This window comes from Acinetobacter pseudolwoffii, from assembly GCF_002803605.1.
In the GTDB taxonomy this organism is placed as follows: domain Bacteria; phylum Pseudomonadota; class Gammaproteobacteria; order Pseudomonadales; family Moraxellaceae; genus Acinetobacter; species Acinetobacter pseudolwoffii.
In genome coordinates this window covers 212548-231071 of sequence record NZ_PHRG01000004.1, presented here as the reverse complement: position 1 = coordinate 231071, position 18524 = coordinate 212548, and the positions used below count along the sequence as shown (strand labels likewise).

The 18524-nt window shown below is 46.7% G+C and carries 18 protein-coding genes; 12 read left to right on the top strand and 6 right to left on the bottom strand.

Features of this window, described 5'->3' with window-relative positions; all coding sequences use genetic code 11:
• Nucleotides 1-75: 75 nt before the first annotated feature.
• The gene (locus CWI32_RS10285) at nt 76-807 is read left to right on the top strand and encodes a TorF family putative porin (RefSeq protein ID WP_100535242.1); all 732 of its coding nucleotides are present in this window, start codon (nt 76-78) and stop codon (nt 805-807) included.
• Between the two features lie 47 nt (nt 808-854).
• Here CWI32_RS10285 and CWI32_RS10280 read toward each other — a convergent pair whose 3' ends face one another.
• Nucleotides 855-2345, bottom strand: coding sequence for a YifB family Mg chelatase-like AAA ATPase (locus CWI32_RS10280; protein WP_100535241.1), 1491 nt, complete (start codon nt 2343-2345; stop codon nt 855-857).
• Between the two features lie 66 nt (nt 2346-2411).
• Entirely contained in the window at nt 2412-2639 is a 228-nt protein-coding gene (locus CWI32_RS10275) for an accessory factor UbiK family protein (protein ID WP_005094487.1), read from the bottom strand.
• A gap of 277 nt (nt 2640-2916) precedes the next feature.
• Between CWI32_RS10275 and glnK the strand changes: the two genes are divergently transcribed.
• The 7 genes from glnK to CWI32_RS10240 all read left to right on the top strand — a co-directional run bounded on the left by glnK (nt 2917) and on the right by CWI32_RS10240 (nt 9052).
• Nucleotides 2917-3255: a P-II family nitrogen regulator gene (glnK, locus tag CWI32_RS10270; RefSeq protein WP_005094485.1), complete on the top strand. Its 339-nt coding sequence runs from the start codon at nt 2917-2919 to the stop codon at nt 3253-3255.
• 59 nt (nt 3256-3314) lie between these two features.
• The gene (locus tag CWI32_RS10265) at nt 3315-4730 is read left to right on the top strand and encodes an ammonium transporter (RefSeq protein ID WP_005169048.1); all 1416 of its coding nucleotides are present in this window, start codon (nt 3315-3317) and stop codon (nt 4728-4730) included.
• A 140-nt stretch (nt 4731-4870) separates the two neighbouring features.
• Nucleotides 4871-5335, top strand: coding sequence for a transcriptional regulator NrdR (gene nrdR / locus CWI32_RS10260; protein ID WP_005094481.1), 465 nt, complete (start codon nt 4871-4873; stop codon nt 5333-5335).
• A 2-nt stretch (nt 5336-5337) separates the two neighbouring features.
• Complete coding sequence (gene ribD / locus CWI32_RS10255; RefSeq protein ID WP_005169044.1) at nt 5338-6426, top strand: bifunctional diaminohydroxyphosphoribosylaminopyrimidine deaminase/5-amino-6-(5-phosphoribosylamino)uracil reductase RibD; 1089 nt, start codon at nt 5338-5340, stop codon at nt 6424-6426.
• On the top strand, nt 6423-7715 hold the full coding sequence (locus tag CWI32_RS10250) for a DNA adenine methylase (RefSeq protein ID WP_005094477.1): 1293 nt from the start codon (nt 6423-6425) through the stop codon (nt 7713-7715). Before ribD ends, CWI32_RS10250 begins: the two co-directional genes overlap by 4 nt.
• 22 nt (nt 7716-7737) lie before the next feature.
• Nucleotides 7738-8397 (top strand): riboflavin synthase, encoded by a 660-nt coding sequence (locus CWI32_RS10245; protein WP_100329432.1) that lies wholly within the window; start codon nt 7738-7740, stop codon nt 8395-8397.
• Between the two features lie 109 nt (nt 8398-8506).
• The gene (locus tag CWI32_RS10240; protein WP_005094471.1) at nt 8507-9052 is read left to right on the top strand and encodes a VTT domain-containing protein; all 546 of its coding nucleotides are present in this window, start codon (nt 8507-8509) and stop codon (nt 9050-9052) included.
• Nucleotides 9053-9384: 332 nt separating this feature from the next.
• On the opposite strand, the gene blhA is transcribed toward CWI32_RS10240, so the two are convergent.
• From blhA to CWI32_RS10225, 3 genes are read right to left on the bottom strand one after another with little or no spacing between them, the layout of a single operon-like run.
• Nucleotides 9385-10014, bottom strand: a complete 630-nt coding sequence (gene blhA, locus CWI32_RS10235) for a cell division protein BlhA (protein WP_100535240.1) — start codon at nt 10012-10014, stop codon at nt 9385-9387.
• 26 nt (nt 10015-10040) lie between these two features.
• Complete coding sequence (locus tag CWI32_RS10230; RefSeq protein ID WP_005169032.1) at nt 10041-10448, bottom strand: DNA polymerase III subunit chi; 408 nt, start codon at nt 10446-10448, stop codon at nt 10041-10043.
• Nucleotides 10441-11889: a leucyl aminopeptidase gene (locus CWI32_RS10225; protein ID WP_100535239.1), complete on the bottom strand. Its 1449-nt coding sequence runs from the start codon at nt 11887-11889 to the stop codon at nt 10441-10443. The genes CWI32_RS10230 and CWI32_RS10225 overlap by 8 nt, the downstream gene beginning before the upstream one ends.
• Nucleotides 11890-12045: 156 nt before the next feature.
• Here CWI32_RS10225 and lptF point away from each other — a divergent pair, with 156 nt between their 5' ends.
• The 4 genes from lptF to CWI32_RS10205 all read left to right on the top strand — a co-directional run bounded on the left by lptF (nt 12046) and on the right by CWI32_RS10205 (nt 17095).
• Nucleotides 12046-13146, top strand: coding sequence for an LPS export ABC transporter permease LptF (gene lptF / locus CWI32_RS10220; protein ID WP_005094462.1), 1101 nt, complete (start codon nt 12046-12048; stop codon nt 13144-13146).
• Nucleotides 13147-13148: 2 nt separating this feature from the next.
• Complete coding sequence (gene lptG, locus CWI32_RS10215) at nt 13149-14219, top strand: LPS export ABC transporter permease LptG (protein ID WP_100355203.1); 1071 nt, start codon at nt 13149-13151, stop codon at nt 14217-14219.
• 124 nt (nt 14220-14343) lie between these two features.
• Nucleotides 14344-15891 (top strand): 2,3-bisphosphoglycerate-independent phosphoglycerate mutase, encoded by a 1548-nt coding sequence (gene gpmI / locus CWI32_RS10210; RefSeq protein WP_100535238.1) that lies wholly within the window; start codon nt 14344-14346, stop codon nt 15889-15891.
• 31 nt (nt 15892-15922) lie between these two features.
• Nucleotides 15923-17095 (top strand): S41 family peptidase, encoded by a 1173-nt coding sequence (locus CWI32_RS10205; RefSeq protein WP_005169022.1) that lies wholly within the window; start codon nt 15923-15925, stop codon nt 17093-17095.
• On the opposite strand, the gene CWI32_RS10200 is transcribed toward CWI32_RS10205, so the two are convergent.
• Nucleotides 17096-18520, bottom strand: coding sequence for a sigma-54-dependent transcriptional regulator (locus CWI32_RS10200; RefSeq protein WP_100329428.1), 1425 nt, complete (start codon nt 18518-18520; stop codon nt 17096-17098).
• Nucleotides 18521-18524: the final 4 nt, after the last annotated feature.

Genomic DNA, 18524 nt, shown 5'->3' with positions numbered 1-18524 from the left:
AGCTTTTGCAAAGTTTATCCCGAGTGCAATAAATGATCATAAAAACGTCTGAGGACGGTCTTGGGGAGCCATATAATGAAACTAATTTTAAAAGCCTTATCCGTTGCTGTGTTGGGTGCTGCATCTACTTTTACTTTTGCAGATGAACCTGCATCGGAACATACATTCTCTGGAAATATTGGCGTACTTTCGAGCTATAACTTGCGTGGTATCACCAATGTACCTGAAAATAAAGGCGCGACATTACAAGGTGGGCTCGATTATAACCATGCCTCTGGTTTTTATGCAGGATGGTGGGGTTCAACCCTAGATTATGGCAGCGATAATGGTAGCGAATTCGAAAATAACTTTTATGCAGGTTATAACGGTTCAATCAATGAAGATTTGGCTTATACCATCGGTCTAACTTACTATTATTACTATGATGTCGGAAATACAGACTCGAATGGCTTTGAAACCATGTTAGGTCTGAGCTACAAAGATTTCGGTATAAGCGCTCAAACACTTTTGGAAGATACCGCTTGGGGCAATACTGGCGATACCTACCTCAAAGGCAGCTATAGCTATGCCTTACCTCATGATTTTAGCCTGGATACCGCACTGGGTTTGTATATTTATAAAGAAAGTGGTGATTATATTCCTGACTCAACTGAAAGCTTTGGCTTCCGTCATTTTGATATCGGTTTAAGCAAGCCGCTTGCCGATACAGGCGTAACGGCAAGCATGAATTATATTCTGGGTGGTTATGATCGTAATGATGTAAAACAAAATAATAAAGTGGTCTTCGGGTTGGCTTACAGCTTCTAATTTCCTCCAGATAAAAAGCGACCTCAGGTCGCTTTTTATCTGTTGATTTAGATCTGTTGCTGTCCCCGATAAGACAAAGCTTCAGACAGATGCTGACTCTGGATTTCTGTGCTTTGATTTAAATCAGCAATAGTACGTGCCACCCGTAATACCCGATGATAGCCACGTGCGGATAAATTCAGTTTTTGTTGAGCCAGTTCAAGCATATTCTGGGCAGTCTGATCCAAGCCAGCATAATGTTCTAGCTGCTTTGGACTCAAACTCATATTCAAGCTATTTTGCCGTTGCATCTGAATCTCATAAGCTGCTATCACGCGTTGTCTGACCGTTTCAGAGTCCTCTGTCGGCTGGTTATCCTGTAACTCATGCGCCTGTAAGGGCGGTACATCAATATGTAAATCAATCCGATCCAGCAGCGGCCCTGAAATCCGGTTCTGATAGCGCTTGATACTGTCAGGCGAACACTGGCAGCGAATATCCTGATTAAAAGCATAACCGCATGGGCAAGGATTCATGGCAGCCACCAGCTGAAAATTGGCTGGAAAAGTGATCTGACGTGATGCACGTGAAATCACAATTTCTTTGGCTTCAAGAGGCTGGCGCAAAACTTCCAGTACCTTTCGATCAAATTCAGGCAATTCATCCAGAAATAACACGCCCAAATGCGCCAGCGTAATTTCACCCGGTTTGGGGTGTGAGCCGCCACCGACCAATGCAACCGCAGAAGCGGTATGATGCGGTGCTCGAAACGGCCGCTGGCCAAAAGGATGATTGGCATTGGCGACTGAATAAATACTGGCAACTTCCAGATTTTCCTGAGTTTTTAAAGGCGGTAAAATACTGGCTAATCGAGATGCGAGTAAGGTTTTTCCTGTCCCCGGTGGTCCTCGAAACAGCAGGGAATGGCCACCCGCTGCTGCAATTTCCAGTGCACGCCGTGGCCGCAATTGGCCTTTGACATCGGCAAGATCACATTTATAAAAATGGTTGGTATCGACTGGAATGGTTTGTATTTCTGCTAAGCACTGCGTCTGAGCAAGATGCTCACAGACCTCTTTTAGATGATTGGCAGCAAAGACCTTAAAGTCCGGGAGTTGGCAGGCTTCTTGTGCATTCGGACCCGGCAGCATCAGTTGATGCTGATCATGTTGACAGGCAATCGCAATGCTCAGGATCCCTGCGACTGGGCGAAGTTGACCATCGAGAGCCAATTCTCCAATAAACTCAAGATCATCGGTGCAGTTTTCCGGAAGCTGTCCGGAGGCGACCAAAATACCTAAAGCAATCGGTAAATCCAGACGCGAACCATCTTTCGGTAGATCTGCTGGAGCCAGATTAATGGTCAGGCGTTTGGTCGGAAACTGAAAGCCACTATTTAAAATGGCAGAACGCACCCGGTCTTTACTTTCCCGGACTGCGGCTTCAGGAAGCCCCACAATCGTGAGTGAAGGCATGCCGGAACTGACATGAACCTCGACTTCAATTAAAGGCGCGTGCAGGCCAAGCAAGCCTCGCGTATAAATTTTGGCAAAAGACATTATTATTGTTCCAATTTAGTGCATTATTTTTATCGGTCTTAGGTCTTTTGTGCACTGTACTTGTGCTTATTTTTTATTCGAAATTTTATCTTCTAAGGCTTCAACCTGTTTCAGCAAATCATTGAGGCGATGATTGGCATTATCGAGGGCAGTACGTTGACGTTCAATTTCTTCTTTGGACACCAGATCCATTTTTGTCACAGCTTCATTTAATAGAGCACGAATATTCTGTTCCAGATCTTTCTTAGGTTGTTCAACTTGCTGCAAAATTGCTTGTAATAGGGTTTCAATCATTGTCTGATCCATCGCCATCGAAAGGAAGCGACAGTTTAGCATTGCTCGAATACAGACCCTAGTATTTCAGACAAAATATAGGCTTAATCGATAAGAGATATTGTAAAAATCCACATAAAAAATGTCGGTTTTTTAAAGATTCAAAACCTTTATAAGTATAAAATAAGGTATAAATAAACCGCATGCCGGGCTTTCTAATTTCCCCCGACCTTAGGAATCTTGGCATGAAATTTGAACGTAAAACCTTACTGGTGAAATAAGCCGAAGGAAAACAAACATGAAGCTCGTAACTGCAATCGTAAAACCTTTTAAATTGGATGATGTTCGTGAAGCATTGTCTGAAATTGGTGTTCAAGGCATCACTGTAACTGAAGTGAAAGGCTTTGGTCGTCAAAAAGGCCATACTGAACTCTATCGTGGTGCTGAATACGTTGTAGATTTCCTGCCGAAAGTCAAAATTGAAATCGCGATTAGCGATGACATGGTTGACTCCGTCATTGAATCTATTACGCGTGTTGCTAGCACTGGAAAAATTGGTGACGGAAAAATTTTCGTGACGAACTTAGAACAAGTCATCCGTATTCGTACAGGTGAAACAGGTGCAGACGCTGTTTAACTTGGCACGAAGTTTGCTGAGTACCTAAGAACTCACAAAAACTTGGTTGGGGGATACGAATGAAAAAAATGCTACTTGCGTTCGGCATGGCCGGCGCACTTTTTGGTGGTTCTGTTGCATGGGCTGAAAATGCTGCAACAGCAACACCACCCGCAGAAGACATTGTGCTTGTTGAAGAAACAGGCGAAACCACACTGAATAATACGGCAGATACTCCAGCAGCAATTGCTGAAGCAGCGCCAGTTGAAACAGCAGTACCTGCAGAAGAAGAAGCAACATTAGATACAGGTGATACTGCTTGGGTTTTAACATCCACCGCATTAGTTTTACTCATGACCATTCCGGGTCTAGCACTCTTTTATGGCGGTATGGTCCGTAAGAAAAACGTCCTGGCGACCATGGCGCATAGCTTTATTGCTGCTGCAGTCGTCAGCATTGTCTGGGTGATTATCGGTTATACCCTGGCCTTCGGGGAAGGGAATGCCTTCATTGGTAGCTTGGACAAATTTATGTTGGCCGGTATTACCACAGAGGCGCTTTCAGGCACCATTCCTGAAATTCTGTTTGTCATTTTCCAAATGACTTTTGCCATCATTACCGTTGCAATTATTAGTGGTTCGATCGCAGAACGGATGAAATTTGGTGCTTTCGTTGCTTTCATTGCACTTTGGGTGGTGATTGTCTATGCGCCGATTACTCACTGGGTCTGGGGCGGCGGCTGGTTGGGTAATGACGGTGCGCTCGATTTTGCTGGTGGTACAGTGGTTCACATCAACTCGGGTGTTGCCGGTCTGGTAGCAGCGTATATGCTGGGCAAACGTATGGGCCTGGGCCGTGAATCGATGGCGCCACACAACTTGACCCTTACTGTGGTGGGTGCATCTTTACTTTGGGTGGGCTGGTTCGGTTTCAACGGTGGTTCTGCCTTGGGTGCGAACGGCTCTGCAGGTTATGCGCTGGTGGTGACTCAGGTGGCAGCGGCAGCGGCAGCGCTCTCTTGGCTGATTACTGAAAAACTGGCACGTGGCAAAGCATCTGTATTAGGCGGCGTATCGGGTGCAGTTGCTGGTCTGGTGGTGATTACGCCAGCCGCAGGTTTTGTGACTGTCGGTGGTGCATTGGCGATGGGTCTGATCGGTGGTGTGGTGTGTTTCTGGGGGATTACTGCGCTGAAACGTGCCTTGAAAGCCGATGATTCTTTAGATGCGTTTGGCCTGCATGGTGTAGGTGGTGTGGTCGGTGCAATTTTGACCGCTTTTTTTGCCAGCGAATTCATTATGGGGGATGCTGCGCCAGCCAACATGATGAGCCAGCTTTGGGTTCAAGTTGAAGGTGTACTTGCGACCATCGCTTACTCTGCCATCATGACCTTCATCATCCTGAAAGTGATTGACTTGATCATTGGTATCCGTGTCGCATCTGATGATGAGCGCATGGGTCTGGATTTGAGCCAGCATGGTGAACGTGTCGAATAATAATAAACACACAATAATCAATATATAGTGCAAAACAGCCCAAATGGGCTGTTTTTTTTCTATATGTTGCGTAAGACTCTACAAAGTTTGCAATTTTTGCTACACTCGGAATCCATCTGGATTTGTTCAATTAAACCGCTATGCATTGCCCATTTTGCAATACTGCCGACAGTAAAGTGATTGATTCACGCCTGGCAGCTGAAGGCTGTCAGATTCGTCGTCGCCGTGAATGTGTCAGTTGTAATGAACGTTTTACGACTTTTGAAAGTTATGAAGTGGTGATGCCGCGCGTGATTAAATCGGATGGCAAGAATGAACCCTTTGATGAAGCCAAATTACGTCGTTCCCTGATGCATGCCTTGCAGAAACGTCCGGTAACCCAAGAGCAGATTGAAACAGTTTTGAGCGATATCCAGTTACAGATTCGCCGTTTGGGTGAGCGTGATGTGAAATCGCGTACCATCGGTGAAATTGTCATGCAGTCTTTATTCGCACTCGATCATGTGGCCTATGTGCGTTTCGCTTCGGTTTATCAGGATTTCCAGGATGTTGAAGCTTTTCGTCATCAAATTGAACAGATGCAACAGCGAGAATCACAAGAATAAGCATGTCTGAACTGAATCAAGATCAAGTCTGGATGCGCCGCGCAATTCAGCTTGCCCAGCAAGGTCAATACTCGACCAAGCCCAATCCGAATGTCGGCTGTGTCATTGTCAAAGATGGCGTCATTATCGGTGAGGGTTTTCATCCTCAAGCAGGGCAGCCGCATGCTGAAGTATTCGCGCTGCGTCAGGCTAGTGAGCAGGCACGTGGTGCAACCGCGTATGTCACTTTGGAGCCGTGTGCGCATTATGGGCGAACGCCGCCATGTGCCAAGGGTCTGGTTGAAGCTGGTGTGGCTAAAGTGGTTGTGGCCTGTCCTGATCCAAATCCGCTGGTGGCGGGTAAGGGTGTACAGATTTTAAAGGATGCCGGTATCGATGTTGAAGTCGGGATTGGTCAGGAACAAGCGCATCAGCTGAATCAAGGTTTCCTGAAAGCCATGGCGACCGGCATGCCGTATGTGCGTCTTAAAATTGCCTCGAGTTTAGATGGCCGTACCGCTATGGCATCCGGTGAATCGAAATGGATTACCGGAGCCGAGGCGCGTCAGGACGTGCAGTATTGGCGGGCCATTTCCGGTGCAGTCATCACTGGGATTGAAACAGTTCTGGCCGATGACTGTCAGCTGAATGTGCGGCAACTCGATGGCATTGAAGATATTGAAACAGTAGTACAGCCCAAGCGTATCATTTTGGATCGTCAGGGGCGTTTGCCATTAACGGCGAAAATTCTAGCGCAAGCCGACACCGTGTTGGTGATGGGACCTTTTCGGCAAGAGCTGGCCGATCTGGGTGTGTTACAATTGCCGGTACAGCCTTTAAAACAATTATTGTCCCAGCTGGCTGAGCAGCATCAGATTTATGATGTCTTGGTGGAAGCAGGGGCGACCTTATCTACGGCATTTTTACAAGAACAATTGGTTGATGAACTGATCAGTTACGTTGCACCGACCTTATTGGGTCAGTCTGCACGTACTATGTTTAATGCAGAATTCAGCCTTATGGCAGAACAACTCCGATTTAAGCTGCGCGATGTGACCCGCTTGGGTGATGACGTGCGCTTCAGGTTAATTCCTTTTCAAGAGACACTATGAGTTCAGAGTCTACGGTTTATCATAAACGTCGCCATGCGGCACGTACCACCGATGAATATCTTTTCCATCAGCTGGTTCCTTATCTGGGCAACAAACGCCGTTTATTACATTTGATTCTGGAAGCACTTGAAATTACAGGAACTCTGAAGCGTGAAGATGGCCGTGCGCCGATTTTTGCTGATTTTTTTGCTGGTTCTGGTGTGGTATCACGCTTAGCCCGTCAAAATGGTTATCGCGTGATTGCCAATGACTGGGAACCCTATAGCCATGCATTGAATCATGCGGTGCTGGCCTGTACTGAAGCACCGGCGTTTAAAGAATTGGGTGGCTATCAGAAAGCCATTGATTATCTGAACCGTCTGCCGGAAGTGAAAGGCTGGGTCACGCATAACCTGTGTCCGCGCAATGATGAAATTTATGATCCCGCCCGTGACCGTTTGTTCTTTAAACGTCGTAACGGCATGCGTATTGATGCGATTCGTCAGCAGATTGCAGCTTGGCAGGCCCAAGGTGCCATTGACGATGTAGAGATGTCTGCCTTGCTGGCACCATTACTGTATTCAGCCAGTTTTGTCAGCAATACCTCGGGCGTTTTCAAGAGTTTCCACCACGGCTGGGGCGGAAAAACCCAAACGGCGCTGGAACGGATTGAATCTTTACTGTGGCTGACCCCAAGCCGCTTTTGCGAGTCGGATCAGAAGAAAGGTATGGCTGCCGAAATGTGGTGTGTCGATGCCCAGCATCTGGCCAATCAGATGAGCGGTTTTGAAGTAGATGTGGCTTATCTGGATCCACCGTATAATCAGCATGCCTATAGCAGTAATTACCATGTCCTGAATGCTTTGACCTTATGGGATCAGGCCGATTTACCGACGCCAGATACCAAGGGTTTCAAGAGCGGGATTGACCGGGCATGGCGCAAAGAGCGTCCGAGCCAGTACAACTCTTCCAAATATGCCAAAGAAGCCTATGAAAACTTGTTGGCGACCATCAATGCGCGTTTCATTCTGACCAGTTATTCAACGGATGGTAATATCAGCGCCACTGATTTATTGCAGGCCAACCTGAAACGTGGCCGGGTGACCTTGCTGACTCAGGATGTACCACGTTATCGGGTCAGCAAACAGCGCCAATCTGAACGTGCACGCGTACTGGAATTTATTGTGATTACCGATACCCATGCCAGGTCAGGTCCACCGATCCGTCAACTCCTCAGCCAGTTGCATCATTATGCAGAATTGGGCGGTGTGGATACCACTGGTGTCAGTACCCAGTTGGCACTCTGGTAAAAGAATAGAAAAGGAAATAAAAATGTTTACAGGTATTATCGAAAGCCTCGGCAAAGTAGACAGTCTGCGAATTGTGGGTGGTGATGTACGTTTACGTATCCAGACTGACCTGGACATGTCGGATGTACATCTGGGTGATTCTATTGCTACAAATGGCATCTGCCTGACAGTCATCGACTGGGGCGAAAACTGGTATGCAGCTGATGTGTCCCGTGAAAGTCTGAACCGGACGACACTGGGCAACTGGAAAGCCGGTCAACCTGTTAACGTCGAAAAAGCCATGTTGCCGACCACGCGTTTTGGCGGCCATATTGTTTCAGGTCATGTCGATGCAGTCGGCGAGATCACTTTGGTGCGTGCAGATGCACGCTCGATTTATTATGAAGTCACTGCACCGGCTGAAATTGCCAGATATCTGGCAGAAAAAGGTTCGGTCACAGTCGATGGTATTAGCCTGACCATTAATCACTTGCGTGGCTGTGTGATTAGTCTGAACTTGATTCCGCATACGGCTGAACGTACCAATATCGGTACCTGGAAAGTGGGTAGCAAGGTCAATCTGGAAGTGGATGTGTTGGCACGTTATATCGAGCGTTTATTGCTCGGTGATAAAGCCGCAGATACCACTGAACAGTCTAAGATCAGCATGGATTTTCTGGCTGAAAATGGCTTTTTAAAATAAGCGGAATGCTTAAATACTGAACAGTCTGATTGAAAAATTAGACTGTTTTTTTATTTTTCGGGATAATCAGCAATTCAATTTGCAAATATTGCCTTGGTGGACGGGTCGAATGCTCGATTTTTTACTCAACTTGGAACAGTCATTACCGCTATTGCTTGATCAATATGGGGTATGGATCTACGCGATCCTGTTTCTGGTGATTTTTGCGGAAACCGGCTCAGTATTTTTCTTTTTTCTGCCCGGTGACAGTTTATTGCTGGCTGTAGGAGCTTTATGTGCCAGCAGCGATATATTGACCCTGCATTCGATGGGATTACTGCTCTTTACTGCATCGGTACTCGGCTACACCGTGAATTATTACACTGGAAAAGTGCTGGGCCTAAAATATTTTAATCGGCATTCACGCTATTTCAAGCCAGAATATATGGTGAAAACCAATCACTATTTTATGAAACATGGCGGTAAAACCATTCTGATTGCCCGTTTTATTCCCTTTGTTCGTTCATTTGGTCCTTTTGCCGCCGGTTCAGCCCATATGAGTTTTGCCACATTCAGCTTTTATAATATTACGGGTGGTATTCTCTGGATTGGTACTTTATTAAGTATTGGCTATTTGCTTGGAAATGCTGCCTTTATGCTGGCCGATGTGCTCTAAAAGATCAAACTAAAAAGCCCGAATCAGCCGAATGCCAGTCAGTTAAGCAATTGACTGGCATTTTCTTTTTTAAATTCATGATTATATTTGATGGGTGGGAAAGTCATCCGCATCTTTTTGAGGCATGCGGTGTATTGCACCGCGAGAATGTCCTCCTTGCGAAGCTCTGCTTCTCATTTGGGCAAAACCAAAGTAACCAATGCTTTACAAATATTTGATGTAAAACCTTAAGGTTTCGTCGTGAACGACTAAACAGTTAAAGCATCTATTTCTAAACTCTTTAACTGATCAGCATTACCGAATGAGCGGGCTTTTTATATGAGTTGGGATTTTTAATCAGGTCTCACTTGCTCGGAAAATTCTGAATTTTTCAGTATGTAGTCGATTTCTTCTTGGGCCGCCACACGCATTTGTTCTCTTAGTGCATTGATGGTCTGTTCAATCACCGTTTCTGCCTCCAGTTCCAGACGCAAACGCACACTCTCTAATTCAGATAAAATGGTGTGGTCTTGAATCTGGATACGACCTTGGGCAAAGTCAAAACTATGCTCAGGATTTTTCTGATAACGGGCAACATAGTGCTGCATTTCTGTCTCTAGACTGAGGTTTATGTCAGCGAGGGCTTGGGTCTGCTCAGTAAATTTACGCTGTTCATCCTGATATAACTGTGCAATCGCAGCCTGCTCTGCAGCACGTTTATCGGCCAGGGCCTGTTCGAGTGCCAGCTGTCTGCGAATAAGTGCAGCCTCAATCAATTCAGCCTTGCGCTGCGCATAGGCTTCTTCAATCTTGCGTTCAGATTCCTGCTGTAAGCGCTGATCACGAATCTGCCATTCTTCTAAAGAGGTTTCAGGCTTTAAAATGTCACAGATCCGAGAGAGGTCATCGATAAAGGTCTGACGTACAGCTTCTGGCACATTTAACCAGCGCTGTTTAAAATCTGGACCTACATTTAATGCCACATGCCTCTCCTTGTGGGTGATATCGGTTAAAGCTTATGGGTGTTGGGCTCAATACCTAAACGACGATATTGTTTGAATTTTTCACGACCCAGCTGTTTAGCCGTTTCATGGTTTTCAATGATCTCAATAATGTGACTAAATTTTGCGTAAGGTTCAAGTGCTTCCGGATTAAAATTGAAAATAATCCAGTCGGACTGTTCAGGCAATGTTGCCGAAATACACACGCTCGCCTCAGGCTGATCAATGCCATGCGGAATGAAACTCGCGGGATCAAAGCTCCACAGGCGTTCATCCAGCTGCTGCTGCAAGGCTGCATCGGCACATAGTAACCAGATCCGCGCCGGCTGGCGCAGAATCTTGCGGCATAAACGACAAGCACTTTCGACTTGTCGTTCAGGACTTTTTTCAAATAAATAAAAGCTGACCTTAGCCATTCGTTTGAACGCGGTTGGCCAGGAACTGCATCAATAATGGCACTGGACGCCCGGTTGCACCTTTATTGGCACCTGAGTTCCATGCTGTACCTGCAACATCCAGATGTGCCCAGCGATATTCACGGGTAAAACGCTGCAAGAAGCAGGCTGCAGTGACAGAACCGGCTTTTGGGCCACCGATATTGCCAATATCGGCAAATGGTGAATCGAGTTGTTCCTGATAGTCATCTATGACCGGCATACGCCATACCCGGTCAAATGAATGCTGGCCGGCAGTTTCCAGTTCTGCTGCCAATTTATCATCTGGTGTGAACAGACCTGTCAGCACGGAACCCAAAGCCACCACACATGCACCGGTCAAGGTCGCAATATCAATCACCAGAGCAGGGTTGAAACGTTTCACATAGGTCAGGGTGTCACATAACACCAGACGACCTTCGGCATCGGTATTCAGGATTTCAACCGTTTGACCGCTCATCGTCGTGACGATGTCACCCGGACGAGTGGCTTTACCTGAAGGCATATTTTCTGCTGCGGCAATGGTTCCTACCACATGCAGAGCTAAGCGGGACTCACACAATGCACGCATGGTACCCAGTACAGAGGCTGCACCGCACATGTCGTATTTCATTTCATCCATACCTGCGCCAGGTTTGAGTGAAATACCACCGGTATCAAAGGTAATGCCTTTACCGACCAGTACCACTGGCGCTTCACTACGCTCTGATTGATATTCAATGCTGATAATACGACCCGGACGCTCTGAACCCTGGCTGACTGCAAGGAAGGCACCCATGCCTAAATCTGCCATCTGTTGTTCATCCAGTACCGTGACTTTCAGTAAATCCGGATATTCAGCAGCCAAGGCGATGGCCTGATCTGCCAGATATTCCGGGAAACAGATATTGCCCGGACGGTTGCCCAGATCACGTGCCAGGTTTTGCCCGCTCTGTACTGCTTGAACCAGTTGCAGCTGTTCTGTCGTTAAAACGCTATGCGTGGCAATCAGGTCGATCTGTTCAAGTACAAATTCATTCTTTTTCGACTTATATTCATCATAACCATAGCTGGCTTGGGTCAAAGCCAGAGCAAACAGATAATGCAATTCTTGTGGAAGTTGTGTCAGGTCTACAGAAATCTGTTTGAATTTTTTTTGAGTGGCCTGAATAATAGTCTGGGCAATTTTTGCGAGTTTTGCTGGTTGCAATTCAGCGACTTTGCCTAAACCGATCAGTGCTGCATGGCTGGACTGGCTGACTTGGCCAATCAGGCTCAGACTTTCAGCCAAAGCTGCTTTGAACTGAGATGCTTCAATTAATTTGTCTAAATTGTTGATTTGATAGGTTGAGGTGGTATTTTGAAGTTGTTCTGAGTCAACTAAAATCAACAAAGATTGACTTGATCCATTCTCTGGGAATGACGTATTAATTGTAAGTTTCATATTCTGTTTTCACGCCTGTCTAGATTTGTAAATCATTCAGTCATTGAACCATTTATCTGAATAGAGTTTCAATGGGTAGGGCCGTCTAGGTTTTATATTTTTGCTATTCGGGTAAACTAGCACTCGTTTTATAGACCTTATTTTGGAAGAATTAATTTGATTATTCGGCGTTATCTGGTCAAGCAAGTTGTCTCGACATCCTTGGTGGTGATTGCCTTATTGACCTTGATCATGATGGGTGGCCGACTGATCAAGTATTTTGGTGTCGCAGCGCAAGGCCGTCTGGATGCAGGCATTTTATTTAGCATCATTGGCTACCGTTTGCCTGAGTTTTTAACCTTAATTCTTCCGCTCGGTTTCTTTATTGGCCTGATGCTGGTATTTGGCCGTTTATATGTCGACCATGAAATGGCGGTGATGAATGGCAGTGGTGTCAGCCGGCATCAATTGGCGCGCCTTCTGGTGCCGATGACCTTGGTGTTTCTCATTGCCCAAGCCGGCTTGATGCTCTGGGCAGCGCCATGGGGAATCCGCCAGTTTGAAGCGCTGACCACCAGTCAGGCGGTACGCACCGGCTTTGATCTGGTACGACCCAAAGAATTTATTTCCTCTGGCCCCTATACCATTTATGCCGGTGATCTGTCTGAAGACCGTAAAAACTTAAAAGATATTTTCTTCTATCAGCGGGCAGAAAAACCCGGTAAACCGGATGTGATGATTCTGGCCCAGGAAGCCACCCGCATCGAGGTGCCAAATGATGCGGCCAATGTGGTCGATCTGGTACAAGGTCGCCGTTATGAAATTTATCCGGGCACTCCGCAATATACCCAGGCTGAATTTGCAAGCTATCGTCTGCGTTTAGAAAATGATGAGGAAGCACAGTTTGCCAGTGCTGAAGTTGAAGCCCTGCCAACCTCGCAATTGTGGCAGAACCGTCAGGATCCTGTGGTGGCCAGTGAATTAGGCTGGCGGGTATTTGTACCATTTGCGATTCTGATTGCTTTGATTCTGGCCGTGGCCTTGTCTGAAGTGAGTCCACGCCAAGGTCGTTATCTCAAGTTATTTCCGGCGCTCATGATTTTTGCCAGTCTGATTGTGGCGTTAATGGCCGTGAAAACCCGGATCAGTAAAGAGGAAATGGGGATCTGGGCTTATCCATTGATCCTGATTGCTTATGCGATTGCGGGTGCCTTGTTCTCACGTAAACAGAATTTGGCCCCGAAAATCAAGAAACAGATTCAGCGAGTGAGGTCTTAATAATGTTGGCACGTCGTATAGTTGCAAAACATGTGACCCAAACCACTGCGCTGGCGATGCTGGGTGCAACCGCTGTGTTGGCGGGTTTACAGGTGTTATTTACTTATCTGGGTGAGCTGGGTTCACTAAAAGAAGGTTATGGCGCCTGGGATGCCTTGAAATATGTGCTCTGGGGTGCTCCGAATTATCTTTATGAAATTCTGCCGATCTCGGCGCTGATCGGTGCGGTTTTAGGTTTGGGCACATTAGCCTCAAATAGTGAACTGATTGTGATGCGCTCGATCGGGATCAGTCTGTGGCGGATTGTTGGCTGGGTGATCCGTTCAGCATTACTGCTGGTGGTCTTGTCATTTGCCTTGAGCGAGTGGGTGATTCCTTATACCAATGAACAGGCCAAGAGCGTAAAAAGTTCGAGTAAAGCCGCGCAACTGGGCGAAGTGCGGGGTTACTGGACACGGGAAGGGCAGCGCTTTATTTATATTGATTATGCCAATTCGCAAGGTCAGCTGAAAAATGTGCAGATGCTGGATTTTGATGAAAATTATCGCTTACGCGGCACCTTGCAAGCGGATCAGGGCGAATTCGTCACAGATGGCTCCTGGACATTAAGCAATACCGAGCAGTTCGATATTCTGCAAAATGGTAGTGCTACCCTGATCAAGCAGGAACAGCAACCTTTGGCACTGGCATTACAGCCAAAATATGTGCATATGGTCACCATCGATCCTGAAGACTTGTCACCGAGCCAACTGGTCAGTTTCACAAGTTATATGCATGAATATAGTCAGGTGCCAAAAACCTATCAACTGGCTTTCTGGCAGAAACTCGGTTCTCCTTTTGCCCTGATTGCACTGGTGGTGATTGCCTGTTCATTTATTTTTGGGCCGCTGCGTCAGCAATCCATGGGTTTTCGTCTGGTGATTGCCTTATTTGCCGGTCTGGGCTTTTTCTATCTGCAGGATTTCCTCGGTTATGCCAGTCTGGTCTATGCACCATCTCCGGCATGGTTTGTCTTTATTCCGATTCTGATCATGTTCGGTATTGGGGGTTACCTGCTGCATCGGGCACGCTAAGACCCAGGAAAATAGAACAAATCAATCGCGATGAGTGGCTTAAACCATACTCTGGTCATGGCCTCTTTTTGCAAACTTCGCTAAAATAGAGCGATTAATTCGTAGACGAACAGAGTATTTCATTATGACGGATGCAACTGCTGGCAAAATCCCTCACGTTTTGGTGATTATGGATGGTGTGGGTCATCGCGAAGCGGTCGAAGACAACGCGTTTTTAGCAGCTAAACGACCAAATTTAACTGCAATGCAGGACAAGCATCCGCATGGTTTGATCTCGGGTTCAGGCGAAGATGTTGGTCTGCCAGATGGCCAGATGGGGAACTCGGAAGTCGGACATATGAACCTCGGTGCAGGTCGTGTGCTGTATCAGGATTTTACCCGGATTACCAAAGACATTCGTACCGGTGATTTCTTCAATCATGAAGTACTCGTCGATGCGGTGGAGAAAGCCAAAGCTTCAGGTGGTGCAGTGCATTTGCTCGGCCTTTTATCTCAAGGCGGTGTGCATTCGCATGAAGACCATATTGTTGCGATGGCTGAACTGGCACTCAAACGTGGTGTCAAAGTTTATTTGCATGCTTTCCTGGATGGTCGTGATACGCCGCCACGAAGTGCCCAGCCGTCATTGGAAAAACTGGATGCGCTGTTTGCACAATATCCAGGTCAGGGTCGTATTGCCAGCATGATTGGTCGTTACTTCGCGATGGATCGTGACAACCGTTGGGATCGCGTCGAACAGGCCTATCGTTTATTGACTGAAGGCGAAGCGGCCCGTACAGCTGCCACCGCAGTTCAAGGTCTGGAACAGGCTTATGCCGCAGATGAGTCGGATGAATTTGTCAAAGCCACCCGCATTGGTGAGCTGGCAAAAATTCAGGATGGCGACAGCGTGGTCTTCATGAACTTCCGTGCCGATCGTGCCCGTGAAATTACCAAAGCCTTTGTTGAAAAGGATTTTGCTGGATTTGCACGTAAAGTGGTGCCGAACTTAGCCAAGTTTGTGATGTTGACGCGTTACCAAGCAACGATTGATGCGCCTGTGGCCTATATGCCAGAAGCGTTGGTCAACTCGATTGGTGAATACCTGTCAAATCTGGGTAAAACCCAATTGCGTATTGCTGAAACTGAAAAATATGCACACGTGACGTTCTTCTTTAGTGGCGGTCGTGAAGATGAATATCCGGGTGAAAAACGTATCCTGATTCCATCGCCAAATGTAGCAACTTATGACATCAAACCGGAAATGAGTGCTTATGAAGTGACTGATGAGCTGGTCGCTGCGATCAATTCAGGCGAATTTGACCTGCTGGTGGTGAACTATGCCAATGGTGATATGGTCGGTCATACCGGTGTTTTTGATGCCGCAGTGAAAGCGGTTGAAGCGGTCGATACCTGCTTAGGCCGGGTTTATGAGGCGGTGATGGCGCAAAAAGGTCATATGCTTATCACTGCCGATCATGGTAATGTAGAGCAGATGCAGGACTATCACAGTGGTCAGGTGCATACTCAACATACCACTGAATTGGTTCCATTTATTTATGTGGGTCCAACTCAGGCCACGATCGCAGAAGGTGGCGTATTGGCAGATGTCGCACCGACCTTATTAAGTCTGATGCAAGTTCCAGTCCCTGCGGAAATGCAAGGTCGCAACCTGATTGAACTGAATCAATAATTTTCGATAAGATCTAAAAGAAAGGTAAAAAATGGCAACAACACATTGGAAGTCTGTCGTTATACCATGCTTACTGATGTGTTTGAGTCATTCGGCCTGGGGTGCGGGCTCAAAAGAGCCGGCATTCGATGATATGGAAATGGATGGTCAGGCCTATACTGAAATTCCTGTGGCATCCATTCAAGAATTCGTACAAATTTATGGCATCGTCAAAGACAATTATATTCAAGACAAAAATGACGACGCCTTGTTCCAACAGGCAATCCAAGGTCTGGTCAGTGGCTTAGACCGCTATTCCCGTTATTTGTCTCCTGAAGATTATAAGCAGCTACGTGAATATACTGAAGGTGATCTGGCCAGCATTGATTTCGATCTGCAATTTAACTCGCAGATGAAGCAATGGATGGTGCAGGGATTGAGCGCCGATGCCGACTCTGCCAAGCAGGGACTGCGTAATGGTGTCACGGTCTATAAAATTGATGATCAGGTACTGAGTAGCCTGAATCAGGAGCAGGTGCGACAGTTATTGAGCGGGGCGGTCGGCTCTACGCTGAGCATACAGCTTTCCCCGCAAAGTCCGGTGGTTCGTCTGGTAAGGAATACCAAGCTCGATACTGAAATTAAATCCAGTCTGCACAATAATCAGGTACTGGTATTGCAGGTCAAAGTTTTCCAGCAAGATACAGCCAATGAAATCAAGCGCCTGATTGAAAGCTATTCTGACAGACGCTTAAAAGCGGTGATGTTTGATCTACGCAATAACCCGGGTGGCTTACTTTCTGCCGCAGTAGAATCGGCCGATTTATTTTTGAATCAGGGTGTGATTGTCTCGACCCAAAGCCGTTCGGAAGGCAATCAGCAATTTCAGGCGCTGCCAAGTTTTGAATTTCAGAATCTGAAAGTGGGCGTTCTGATTAATAACCGTTCAGCTTCGGCAGCTGAAGTCTTTACGGCAGCATTGAAAGAACATAGCCGGGCTTGGGTGGTCGGTGAGCAAAGCTATGGCAAAGGTGTGGTACAAAAGCTATTTCCACTGAGTAATGGTTCTGCTTTACAAATGACAGTGGCACAATACTTCAGTCCGAGTGGTCAGATGATTGAAGGGCGGGGCGTGCAGCCACATTTCAGTTATCCGTTTAAGCAGGAAATGCGTGAGGAGAGCTATCTGGAACACGTCACAGACCTGCTACTCCTGCAAAAATAATTATTCGTCTTCCTCAGTATCCAGTCCGAACTTTTTCAAACGATAACGTAGGGAGCGGAATGACATACCGAGCTTTTTCGCGGCCAGTGTGCGGTTCCAGTGCGTTAGATTCAGCGCATTGAGTAGGACTTCTTTTTCAATCTTTTCTAAATATAGCTCTAGGCCTTCTTCTGGGAGCTTTCTCGGGGCAATCAGGGTGTCAGTCGCAATGATCTCGCTCGTGAGCGTATTCATCTCCTGAGCGCTGTTAAGAGCCTGACGTAACGGTGCACTTTGCAGGTGCTGAAGATCAATCCGTTCTTCATCACTCAAGGTAATTGCACGTTCCATAATATTACGCAATTCACGAACATTACCCGGATAATATTGTTCCAATAAAAATTCTTTACTGCGTTCTGTCAGTTTTTTATTGGCAATGCCCCATTCCTGGCAAATCTTCTGAATAAAATGTTCGGCGAGTAAGAGAATATCCTGACTCCGTTCACGCAGCGGCGGTAAAGTCAGATCCATCACATGAATACGGAAATATAAATCCTGACGGAATTTGCCTTGTTGTACCAAGGCTTCCAGATCCTGATGCGTGGCACTGATGACGCGGAAATCCACATCAATTTCAGTATCTGAACCGAGTGGACGAATACGTTTTTCCTGTACGGCACGTAACAGTTTGACCTGCATGGAAAGTGGCAGTTCTGCAATTTCATCCAGAAACAGGCTGCCACCATGTGCCGATTGAATCAGCCCCTGTTTGTCCTGAGCGGCGCCAGTAAAGCTGCCTTTCTTATGCCCAAACAGTTCGCTTTCCATCAGTTCGGTGGGAATCGCACCACAGTTAATTGCAATAAAAGGGCCTTCATTACGGTTGCTCAGGCGATGGACCAGATTGGCCACCACTTCCTTGCCAGTTCCCGATTCGCCAGTAATAAAAACCGGTGCCTGTGAGCGGGCAATTTTTTGTAAGGTAATACGTAAGTGCTGAATCGGTATCGATTGCCCAATCAGCATTTTATGTTCTAAAGCATCATTTGGATTATTATGGGAATAATCCACCGGTTTATTCAGTGCTTTTTGTAGCAGCTGTTCCAGATGTTTCTGATTGATCGGTTTGCTGACAAAGTCAAAGGCACCGGCCTTGAGTGCAGCAATCGCGATTTCCATGTTGCCATAGGCGGTCAGAACCGCGACCGGAAGTGCAGGATAGAGATGACCAATCCAGTCCAGTAACTCCAAACCATTGCCATCGGGCAGGTTCAGGTCAGTTAAACAGGCATCATATTGATGATCTGCAAGATATTTTTTAGCATCTTGCAGACGATGTGCGATGTGCGTACGAATCCCCATCCGCAGCAACGACATTTGCATGAGGGTGCATAAATCTTCTTCATCATCCACCAAGAGCACCAGTGGCTGTTGTTCCACACTCATTTCC